General features: G+C 69.9%; 6 protein-coding genes. All 6 read left to right on the forward strand.

What is annotated here, in order from left to right; translation table 11 throughout:
- The first annotated feature begins 1 nt into the window (after position 1).
- From ACFFII_RS11670 to ACFFII_RS11695, 6 genes are read left to right on the forward strand one after another with little or no spacing between them, the layout of a single operon-like run.
- On the forward strand, positions 2-364 hold the full coding sequence (locus ACFFII_RS11670; protein ID WP_090755153.1) for a GPW/gp25 family protein: 363 nt from the start codon (positions 2-4) through the stop codon (positions 362-364).
- Positions 361-2,844 (forward strand): putative baseplate assembly protein, encoded by a 2,484-nt coding sequence (locus ACFFII_RS11675; RefSeq protein WP_377699055.1) that lies wholly within the window; start codon positions 361-363, stop codon positions 2,842-2,844. Before ACFFII_RS11670 ends, ACFFII_RS11675 begins: the two co-directional genes overlap by 4 nt.
- 7 nt (positions 2,845-2,851) lie before the next feature.
- A complete protein-coding gene (locus ACFFII_RS11680) occupies positions 2,852-5,572 on the forward strand; it encodes a putative baseplate assembly protein (protein WP_377699056.1) in 2,721 nt (906 codons plus the stop codon).
- The gene (locus tag ACFFII_RS11685; protein WP_377699057.1) at positions 5,569-7,578 is read left to right on the forward strand and encodes a hypothetical protein; all 2,010 of its coding nucleotides are present in this window, start codon (positions 5,569-5,571) and stop codon (positions 7,576-7,578) included. Before ACFFII_RS11680 ends, ACFFII_RS11685 begins: the two co-directional genes overlap by 4 nt.
- A gap of 21 nt (positions 7,579-7,599) precedes the next feature.
- On the forward strand, positions 7,600-10,959 hold the full coding sequence (locus ACFFII_RS11690; protein WP_377699058.1) for a right-handed parallel beta-helix repeat-containing protein: 3,360 nt from the start codon (positions 7,600-7,602) through the stop codon (positions 10,957-10,959).
- A gap of 14 nt (positions 10,960-10,973) precedes the next feature.
- Complete coding sequence (locus ACFFII_RS11695; RefSeq protein WP_377699059.1) at positions 10,974-11,255, forward strand: hypothetical protein; 282 nt, start codon at positions 10,974-10,976, stop codon at positions 11,253-11,255.
- Positions 11,256-11,431: the final 176 nt, after the last annotated feature.

Genomic DNA, 11,431 nt, shown 5'->3' on the forward strand with positions numbered 1-11,431 from the left:
CATGGCCGAGATCGCCTTCCCCTACCGGATCGACGCCCGCGGACGGACAGCCGAAACCTCGCGGACGGGGCACATCCGCGACCTGATCGAGATCCTGCTGTTCACCACGCCGGGCGAGCGGGTGATGCGGCCCACCTTCGGCGCCAACCTGCTGGCCAGCGTCTTCGCCCCGACGGGAGCCGAAGAGGCCGCGGCGACCCTTGCGCTGATCCAGTCGGCCCTGCAGGAACACCTGCGCGACCTGATCGAGGTGCAGGAGGTCACCGTCCGTGCCGAGGAATCGACGCTGGAGGCGACGGTCGTCTATGCAATCCTCGAAACCGGCGAGACCCGCGCCGACAGCTTCAGGCGGGCGCTGCCATGATCTATTTCTGCTGCGACCAGTTCCGCCGCGCCGCCATCCGGGGAACCGCCCTGAACGGGATCGACTTCGTCGAGGTGGTCGACCGCGACGCGCCGTCCGAGGACATGCGCCAGCGCATCCTGCATGTCCATCTGGTGAACGACCCGGGCGCGCTGGTCCTGACCCGCGACAACATCCGCTGCGAGGGCGGCGAGCGCATCCGCGGCATCCGCGTCGATGCGGTGACGATGGGCCTCGGTCCGCAGACCAACGTGGTGGTGGTCGAGGTCGACCGCTACGGCGACGCCTCGCCCTATGCCCTGCGGCTGGTCCGCTCGCCCACCGATGACCGGCCGCCGGCGGACTTCGACCCGATGCTGTCCCGGGCCACCTTCTCGTTCAAGGCCGAGTGCCCGTCCCCCTTCGACTGCAAGCCTGTCTGCGGCTGCAGCGACGCGCGCGAACCGCTGCCCCAGATCGATTATCTCGCCAAGGATTATGAAAGCCTGCTGTCGGTCATGCGCGACCGGATGGCGCTGCTGGCGCCGGACTGGACCGAACGCAATGCCGCCGACGGGATGGTCGCGGTGCTGGAACTGCTGGCCTGGATCGGCGACCAGATCTCATGGGCCCAGGACGCCGCCCACAACGAGGCGTTTCTGGACCGCTGCCGGTCGCGCATCTCGCTGCGGCGGCTGGCCCGGCTGGTCGATTATCTCATCGGTGAGGGCTGCAACGCGCGGGTGCATGTCCATCTTGCTGTCTCGGCCGACGTCGTGCCGCTGCTGCCGGGCGACCCGCCGGCCGTGCCGCGCAGCACGCCGGTCGCCACCTTCCTTCCCGATGCCGGCATCACCGTGCCCAACATATTCGATGATATCGCCGGGGCCGATGCTGTCTACGAGACGATGGAGAACATCCCCGCGCTTTTCACCCGTCACAACGAGATGCCGTTCTACAGCTGGAGCGATCGCCGCTGCTGCCTGCCCAAGGGCGCGACGCGGGCGACTCTGGACGGGCATTTTCCCGACCTGCGTGTCGGCGAGACGCTGATCTTCGAAGAGATCTTCGGCCCGCGCACCGGCCGGCGGGCCGATGCCGATCCCGCCCACCGGCAGGCGGTGCGGCTCACGGCGGTCGAGGCATTCGACGCGGGCGTGCCGTTGACCGACCCCGTGACCGGTGCGCAGGTGACGTGGATCGAATGGGCTCCCGAGGATGCGCTCGGCTTCCCCCTATGCCTCTCGGCCGAGACCGACCCCGAGTTCGGCGCGGCATTCATCCCCGCCGTCTCGGTCGCGCGCGGAAACATCGTGCTTGCGGACCACGGCCACACGGTTGTGGGCGAACTGCTGGGCGTGGTGCCCGAACCCGCATACCGCCTTGCCCCGCCCGCCGCCTGCGATCCCTGCGTCCGCGAAGCGCCGCGCTTCGCCCCGCCGCGTTTCGAGCCCCGGCTGAGCCTGCGCCCCGTCACGCAGGCCGAGCCATTCGACCCCACGCTGCCGGCGGGCCTGTCGCTGCGGCAGGAACCGGCGCGGGCGCTGCCGCAGGTCGCCCTGACCGGCAGCCCCGGGGGCGACCCTTGGGCGGCGCGGCGCGACCTGCTCGCCTCGGGCCCCTTTGCCGACGAGTTCGTCGTCGAGATCGAGGCCGACGGTACCGCGCAGATCCGCTTCGGCGACGACATCAACGGCCATCGCCCCGAGCCAGAGACTGCCTTTGCCGCGACCTACCGCGTCGGTTCGGGACCCGCCGGGGCGATCGGCGCCGATACCCTGCGCCACATCGCGCTGCCGCTGCCCCAGATATTCCGGGTGCGCAACCCGCTGCCCTCGACCGGCGGCGTCGATCCCGAAACCGCCGCTTCGGTCCGCGCCCGCGCGCCCCATGCCTTCCGCACCCAGGAACGGGCCGTCACCCGCGAGGACTATGCCGAGGTCAGCCGGCGGCTGGCAGAGGTCCAGCGCGCCGCCGCCACCTGGATCCATACGGGAAGCTGGCTGACCGTGTTCGTTTCGGCCGACCGCTTCGGTGACGGGCCGGTGGATGACGCCTTTGCCGGGCGGCTGGCCGGTTTCCTGGAACGCTTCCGGCTGGCCGGCTATGACCTGAACGTCGATCCCCCGATCTTCGTGCCGCTGGAGGTCGAGCTTGGCGTCTGCCTGCTGCCCGGTTTCTTCCGCAGCGACGTGCAGCGCCGGATCCTTGCCGTTCTCGGCTCCGGTACCGCACCCGACGGAACGCCCGGCTTCTTCGACCCCGACCGGCAGAGCTTCGGCCAGACGGTCTGGCTGTCGCCGATCCTGGCCGCGGTCCAAGCCGTGCCCGGCGTCCGAAACGTCCGCGCCAAGGTCTTCCGGCGGCTGGGCGACACCTCCTCCGGCGGGCTGGAGGACGAGTTCCTGACCTTCGAGCGGCTGGAGATCGCGCAACTGGACAACGACCCGAACTTCCCCGAGCGCGGCCAGCTTCGGCTGGAGATCTCGGGGGGATTGTGAGGCTGAGATGGCCGATGGCACCCAAACCCCCTGCGGCTGCTGCGACGGCATCGCCGTCCGCGCCCCGGTCGAGCCCGGGAACGCGCCGCTGCTGCCCGCCATCTCCTACCGCTCGGGTGACTGGCAGAGCTTCCGCGACACCATGCTGGCGCGGCTGTCCTCGGCCGATGCGGGGGCGCTTGCCGGGCTGACCATACGCGACACGCGCGACCCGACGATCGCCCTGATCGACGCCTGGGCTGCCGTCGGGGACATCCTGACGTTCTACAATGAGCGGCTGATGTCCGAGGGCCTGCTGCGCACCGCCGAGGAGCTGGATTCCCTGCATCAGCTGGCACGGCTGATCGGCTACCGGCCCGGGCCGGGCGTGGCCGCCTCGGCCGATATCGCCTTCACGATGGACAGCGCCCCCGGCGCCCCGGCCTCGGTGGTCCTGACGCCTGGCATCAAGGTCCAGTCCACCCCCGCCCAGGACCAGGCGCCGGTCACCTACGAGACCATCGAGGGTATCGAGGCGCGCCCCGCCTGGAACGCGATCCGCCCGCAACTGGAGGCGCCGCAGGTCCTGACCCGGACCATGCGGCGGATCTGGATTGAGGGCACGGCCCTGTCCGCCGCAGCCGGCGACATGGTGTTCTTCGACGCAGCCGGCGGACCGTTCCTTTCGGTCGTCACCCGCATCGAACGGCTTGCCGCCGACCGCGCCGCGGACCCCGACGCCCGGGACTTCACCCTTCTGTGGGTCGAGCCGGTCCTGACCCCGCCCCTGGTCGACGACAGCAGTCCCGTCCTTTCCGCCGGCATCGCGCCGCCCGAACCTGCGCTGAGCTATCTCGGACGCATCCTGTCGACCGCCGAGTTCGCCGCCGAGGTCACGGCGGCCGGGCATGACGAGGCCAGGCTGTTCGAGGTCTATGGAACCCTTGAAGCGGACCGGCCGACGATCACGCTGCTCAGGGCCCATGCCCCGGTGTTCGGGCACGCGGCGCCGCCATTCTCGACGCTGCCACCGGCGCTGACGGGTACGGTGCCGAATTACGAGGTCAAGGACGGCGTCGTTGTGGCGAACGGCGTCATCGACGGGCCCTTCAAGGGCAAGTCGGCCGCTTGGGCCGATGGTGCGCTTGCGGTGCTCGACACGGGCTCGGACGGCACGATCTTCGTCGAAGGGGCGCAGCCGCTGCTGGCCAACGGCTCGACGGTGATCCTGCGCGATGGTGACAACTGGGGCGCCTATACCGCCCGCGCGGTGGCCGAGACCTCGCTGTCGCGCTTCACTGTCTCGGGCAAGGCAATGCGGCTGCAACTGTCGTCCAGGACCGGGTTCGACAAGATGACGATCCGCGGCACCACCGTCTATTTCGCCGCCGAAACCGTGACCGTCGGCCGCCCCCGCCTGTCCGCCCCGGTCAGTGACGGGTCATCGGAGCCGATGCGGCTGCACGGCTATGCGCCGGGCCTGCAGGTCGGCCGGCGCATCGCCCTCACCGGCCGGAGAGTCGGGGACGGCGGGGCCGGAACCACGGCAATGGCGACGCTGGAGGAGGTGACGCATGATTTCTCGGCCGGCGGCGGCACGGCGATCCGGTTCTCTCCGGCGCTGCCAGGACCGTTCCTGCGCGACTCGGTCAGGATCAACGCCAATGTCGCAAAGGCGACCCACGGCGAAAGCGTGGCCGAGCTTCTTGGCGATGGCGACGCCACCGTGCCGTTCCTCAGTGTGACGCTGAAGCAGGCGCCGCAGACCCATGTCACCGACAACTCGGCCTCGGGCGCCGCGCCGACACTGGAGGTGCGGGTCAACGACATACGCTGGGCCAGGGTCGACAACCTGCTCGGCGCGGGCCCGCAGGACCGGGTCCATACGACCTCGACGGACGCCGCGGGGCGGACCACGGTGCGCTTCGGCGATGGCATCAACGGCGCGCGGCCGCCCACCGGACGGCAGAACCTGCGCGCCACCTACCGCAAGGGACTGGGCCTTGCCGGTCGGGTCAAGGCAGGGCAGCTGAATGTTCTGATGAGCCGCCCCCTGGGCCTGATCGGCGCCGTCAACAGCCTGCCCTCGTCGGGCGGCGCCGATCCCGAGCCCCCCGAGGGGATTCGCCGGAACGCGCCGCTGACCGTACGGACGCTGGACCGGGCGGTGTCGGCGATCGACTTCCAGGACTTCGCGCAGGGCTATGCCGGCATCGCCAAGGCCGAGGCGCGGCTTCTGGCCAGTGGCGTCACGCAGACCGTGCACCTGACCGTGGCCGGAGAGGAGGGCGAGCAGATCCTGCCCGGCTCGGCGCTGCACGACGGGCTCTCGGCAGCCATCGCCAGCCATGCCGATCCCTATCGCCGGGTGCTGGTATCGAGCTATCGCCCCGCCACCTTCCACCTGGGCGCGCGGGTCAAGGTCGATCCCGACTTCATCGCCGGGGATGTCCTTGCCGCCGTCCGCGACCGCCTGCGCGACCGGTTCGGCTTTGCGGCGCGCAGCTTCTCGCAGGCGGTCTGGATGTCCGAGATCGTGGCCGAGATCCACGCGGTCCCGGGCGTGGTCGCCGTGGACATGACCGGGCTGTGGCGGGACCTCGACCCGGACGGCATGCCGCAGCCGGAGGCGAACCTGCCGGGGCTGGTGGCCGAGGGCATGAGGCTTCTGCCCGACGGCTCGGCACTGGGTGCCGAGCTGCTGACCCTCCACCCCGGCGCCCTCGACAGACTGGTGATCCTGCCATGACCCTGTTTTCGCCCGACCAGATCCATGCCCGCCTGCCGGCGATTCTGCGCCTTCGCGACGGCCAGTCCGATGGCGCGCTGAAGGACTTGATCGGCATTCTCGGGCTTCAGGCCGCGATCCTGGAGGAAGATGTCCGCCGCCTGTACGACGACCAGTTCATCGAAACCTGCGCGCCCTGGCTGACCGCCTATATCGGCGACCTGATCGGCTTCCAGCCGATCCACGGCGTCACCCCGCAGATCGCGAACCCGCGCGCCCTGGTTGCCGGCGAGATTGCGCGGCGCAAGCGCAAGGGAACGGTGGTGGCGCTGGAATCGCTGTCGCGCGACGTCACCGGCTGGCCCGCCCATGCGGTCGAATATTACCAGCGGCTGGTGTGGACGCAGAACATGAACCATGTCCGGGCATCGTCCTTCGGGTGGCCTGCACTGACCGCGCCCGATCCGCTGCGCCCGGTCGACCGCGCCTTCGACACCTCGGCGCGGACGGTGGACGTGGGCCGCATCGCCAGCGGCGAGGGGCGGCACAACATCCGCAGCATCGGCATCCACCTGTGGCGGTTGGCGGCGGTGCCCGTCCGCAACGCCCCGGCAGCCGCGCTGGACGGGCACCGCTGGTTTTTCTCTCCGCTCGCGGCCAGCCAGCCGCTGTTCGCGCAGGGGCGGACCGAGACCGACATCGCCCATCTCGCCACGCCGCTGGACGTGCCGGACGCCATCCCGATCCTCGGCCTGCGCGACCACCTTTCCGCTTTCTATCCGCGCGACATCACCGTGACCGCCGACGGGCTGGAAATTCCGGTCAGCGAGGTCCGCGCCGCGTATCTGGCCGACGAGGGCGCGGCCTGGGCCCATGACCCGCCCAATGGCATCTACATCGACCCCGAGCGCGGGCGCATCGCCTTTCCCTCGGCGCAGCCGGCGCCGGCCGAGGTGCTGGTGTCCTTCAGCCATGCTGTCCCGCATCTGATCGGCGGCGGCAGCTACGACCGCGCGGCCAGCCTCGACGCCGGGCTGGCGCCGGCCGTGCAGGCGGTACATGGCGACGTGCTGCAGGCCGCCATCGACAGCGTTGCCGGTGGCGGCGGCGTCGGGATCACCGACAACGGGCGTTTCGCCGAAACCATTTCGCTGAACCCGGACCCAGACGTCCGGCTGGGGGTGCAGGCGGCGAACGAGCAGCGGCCGACGATCATCGCGGGCGGCAACATCCTTGTCACCGGCGGCGCCTCGGCCGAGGTGGTGCTGAACGGCCTGCTGATCGCGGGCGGCGCGATCCGGGTGCCGGCGAGCGCCGGGATCCGGCGGCTGATCCTCAGTCACGTGACGTTGGTCCCTGGGCTGACGCTGGACGCCAATGGCGACGCCGTCTCGCCCGGCACGCCGTCGCTGGTCGTCGAGGCGCCGAACGTGGCGGTCGAGATCACGTCCTCGATCCTCGGCGGAATCCGCTGCGTGGCCGATTCGGAAGTCGCTCTGGCCGACACGATCGTGGACGCGGGCGCGCCCGGCAACGTGGCCTTTTCGGCGCCCAACGGGCTTTCGGCGGGCGGAACGCTGCAGGCGGTGGCCTGCACGTTGATCGGCAAGGTTCACGCCCGGCAGATGCCGCTGATTTCCAACAGCATCCTCGACGCGCGCCTGGCCGCGGGCGACGGCTGGACCCTTCCGGTGCGGGCCGAACGCGTGCAGGTCGGCTGCATCCGCTTCTCGGTCACGCCCCCCGAGGCCCGCACGCCGCGCCGCCATCGCTGCCTTCCCGAAGGCGCGCGGCCCGCCGAAAGGACTTGGGCGCAGCCGATGTTCACCGACCGCCGCTATGGCCGCCCGGCGTATATGCAGCTGTCGCGCGGCATCCATCCCGGCATCGCGACCGGCGCGGACGATGGCGGCGAGATGGGCGCCCATCACGGGCTGTTCGCCCCGCAGCGGATGGCGAACCTCAAACTCAGGCTGGACGAATACCTGCCGGTCGGCATGGAGGCCGGGTCGTTCTTCGAAAACTGACAGTCGGAAAGGAGTTCTGACATGACATTGGACATTTCCGGCAGAACATTCGACCCGCGCGACAACCACAACGAGCTCCTCCTTGCGCAAGGCAAGCTTACGCTCGACAGCGAGCAGAACGAGGCCGCCCTTGCGCGCGACCGGCGCTGGCGGGTCGAGACCATGGATCTGGTCGGCCACGCCGGCTATCCGGCGTGGCTGCCCGACAGCTTCCGGATCACCATCGGCGCGGGCGGCGGGCTTCAGATCGGGGTCGGCCGCATGTATGTGGACGGCTTCCTGGCCGAGAACCACGGGCTTCCCGCCGCCCAAGGCGGGACCGAGGATTTCGATGCGCCTCATGCCGAGCTGCGCTCGTCCACCGCCTTGCCCCTCGACCAGCAGCCCTATCTTCCCGGCGGCACCGCACCCGACCCGGCCGCGGGTGACGTGCTCGTCTATCTCGACGTCTGGCGTCGCGAGGTCGATCACCTCAAGGACCCCTCGCTGGTCGAGCCCGCGGTCGGCGTCGATACCGCCGGCCGACTCCAGACGGTCTGGCAGGTCAAGGCGCTGAGCGTCCCCGAGGGCGTGACCTGCGCCACGCCGGACGACGAGATCGACGCCTGGCAGGCCGAGATCCAGCCTTCCACCATCCGGCTGACGACCCTGCTGGTTCCGGTGGCCGATCCCGGCAACCCCTGCGACATCCCCTCCGGCCAGCGCCTGCGCACGACCGAGAACCGCACCTATCGGCTGGCCACCCATGGCCTGCACGCGGATGGCCGGCCGCTGCTGAAATGGTCGCGCACAAATGGATCGGTGGCGACCCGCGTCACCACCCTCGACAGCGCCACGCAGATCACGGTGGCCGAGGTCGCGCGCGACGACGTCCACCGCTTCGCCCCCGGCGACTGGTTCGAGATGACGGACGACCGGCTGGAGTTCGCCGGATTGCCGGGGCTGATGCGGATGGTCGAGACGGCCGATCCGGCGACCGGGCTCATCACCTTCCAGGGCCCGGTCCCCGCCGGCACCTTCCCCGCCAACGCCGATGGCCTGCCCGATCCCGACCGCAACCTGCGCATCATCCGCTGGGACCAGAAGGGAGAGGTCCGCGCCTCGGGCGGCGCGCTGCTGGAAGATCTGGACAATCCGCTCGGCCCCGGAGTGTTCCCGGTTCCGCCCGCGGGCGAGTTCGTCGAACTCGAGGCCGGGATCGCCGTCGAGGTCTCCTTTGCGCCCGGCCCGCGGAAGGTCCGGGTGGACGATCACTGGATCTTCCGCGCCCGCGCCGCCACCGGCACGATCGAGATCCTGAACGCGGCGCCGCCCGTCGATACGCACCACCACCATGCCCGGCTTGCAGTGGTGGAAGGCGGGGCAGGCGGCTGGGTCGAGCCGATCGACGATTGCCGCAACCCGATCGACACCGACGAGGAATGCTGCTGCACCTTTGTCGTCGCGCCCGGCGAGTCCATTCAGCAGGCCATCGACCAGTTGCCGCCCTCGGGCGGCTGCATCTGCCTGAAGCCCGGCACCCACACGCTGCAGCAGACGCTGGTTCTCGGGCGGTCGGGCGTCACCCTGCATGGCGAGGCGAAGGGCGTCGTCCTGCAGGCGCCGGGCGGCGATCCGGCGCTTCGGATCACGGGAACGGTCCGCGAGCCCGCCGCCCGCAACCGCATCGCGACCATCACCTTCGTCGGCGACGATGTGCCGGCGGGCAACGGCGGTCTGCTCGACGTCAGCGGGGCCGATGATCTGGTGGTGTCCGACTGCCGCTTCTCGGCTGCCCCCGAGCCGGTGGGCATCGCCATCCGCATCGCGGCCTCGGACGAGGTGACCGTCCGGAATTGCCGCATCGACAGCGCCGTGACCGGCATCTACGTCACCGAGTCCTCGGGCGACATCGTTGTGCGGGATTGCGGGGTCGAGACCGGCCGGGTGGACGGCGGGCCCGGGCTGGTCGGCATCGGCATGGACCGGGCGGCAGGGCCGATCGAGGTTTCTGGCTGCACGATCCGCAACGGCATCGCGGGGATTGTAATCAATGACGACCCCGGCGGCACGCCCTTCTCGCTGGCCTTCCGATCCCGCGTCACCGATTGCACCGTCGAATGTGCGGAAGCGCCCGAAGGCATCCCGCCCGGTGTTGCCATCGGCATCGACATGGCCGCCGAGATGGCCGAGGTGCGGGGCAACCTCGTCCGGTATCCGGGGCAGGGCCATATCGGCATCCGGCTGGCCGCCGCCCGCAGCAGCGCCAGCGGGAACCGCTGCCTCCATGTCGGGCGGGTTCCCAGTGCCGCGACCATCGGCATCCTCGTGGGCGCCAGCGACCCGAACCTCGACATCCCGCCTCAGGTCGAGGATGTCGAGGTGTCGGGCAATGTCGTCGAAGGTCCGCAGACCGGCATCGTGGCGCTGAACACGCAGGAATGCCGGATAACGGGCAACCACGTCGGGGGCGGCGGGGGCGAGGCGGCCGCGCCTGGCATCTTTGCGCAGGATTGCACGGGGCTGGACATCGCCGGCAATGATATCGGCGATTCCAGCGTCGGCATCGGCATCATCCAGGGCGGCCGCTGCCGGATCGCGGACAACCGGATCGAGCGCGGCGGCTTCGGGATCGTGGTGATGAACCAGGATGCCCCGACCGTGACCGGAAACCGCCTGCGCCAGCCTTCGCGCGGCGGCATCCTTGTCGCCGCCGCCACCGCGCGCACGGTCATCGGCGGCAATCGCGTCCTGAACGCAGGCTTTGCGGCGCCGATCGGCACGGGCATCGGCTGCTACCTGGTTCTGGGCGAGACCGCGGTCACCGGCAACGAGGTGATGGACACCGGCCAGGGTCCGGACGGACAGGCGTCGAATATCGCCTGGGGCATCTTCGGCGACCTCGTGCTCGAGGCTCTGGTGGCCGGAAACCTCGTCACCTACGCCGGCGGCCAGACCCGCGACGTGGCCAACGAGGACCGGGCCCTGCGCTATCGCGGGCTGCTGGAGGCGAGCGTTGTCCTTGCCGACCGGCGGATCGTGCTGGGGTTCCCGATCAAGATCCTCGGCAACAGCTTCACCGGCAGCGGCGCGACCGCCCTGGTCGAGATCCTGTCGCAGCAGCTGACCGACACCACGAACATCCGGTTCGAGCGGGTCACCTTCTCGGACAACTACTGCATGCATTTCTCGCTGCCGCCCAGCGACAACCGCGCCACCGTCTCGCTGACCGGGCGGCACGCCGCGGTGGTCGGCAATCAGATCAAGTCGCTGGTTGGGGAATACTTCCCGGTCAACCTGAACTTCATGGATGCCACCTATGTGGGCAACGTCGCCGAAAACGTTCCCGTCCAGGGCGGCTTCGTCCCGACCCCGACCAACAGCTTCAACCTGGATACCTGAACCAGGATTGCGGAGTGACCCCGATGACCCTTGCCGAACTGATCGAAACCCAGCTCAAGGACATCCAGACCACCATGCGCGATGCGCAGCGGGCCACCCGCACCGCCGAGGATCTCGCCCTTCCGGCGAAGACCCTCGAAGCGCGCATCGCCCGGATCAACGGGCGGATCGAGCGTTTGCAGGCGCAACGCGACGAGACGGCGAGGCGGCTGGAGACGGCGATCGCCGAACAGACGGAACTGCGCGACCGTCTGGAAAGGGAGGCGAAGAACTGGTCCGACCAGCCGCCCCGCTAGGCTGCTGGTTCGAAGAGATCGCGGCAAGGCTCCGGACCGGGATTGTTTTACGCTTGGGCGCGCGTTTCAGGCTGCTGTTGTCATTCAGGTCGGCCGATGCTGCTGCGCCTTCGAACCATTCTCTGGTCTGCCTGTCCGAAGAGGACATTCCGGGGCGTGGGGAACAGCGTGACGCT

Origin of the sequence: Paracoccus niistensis (genome assembly GCF_042432925.1) — a bacterium.
Lineage (GTDB): Bacteria > Pseudomonadota > Alphaproteobacteria > Rhodobacterales > Rhodobacteraceae > Paracoccus > Paracoccus niistensis.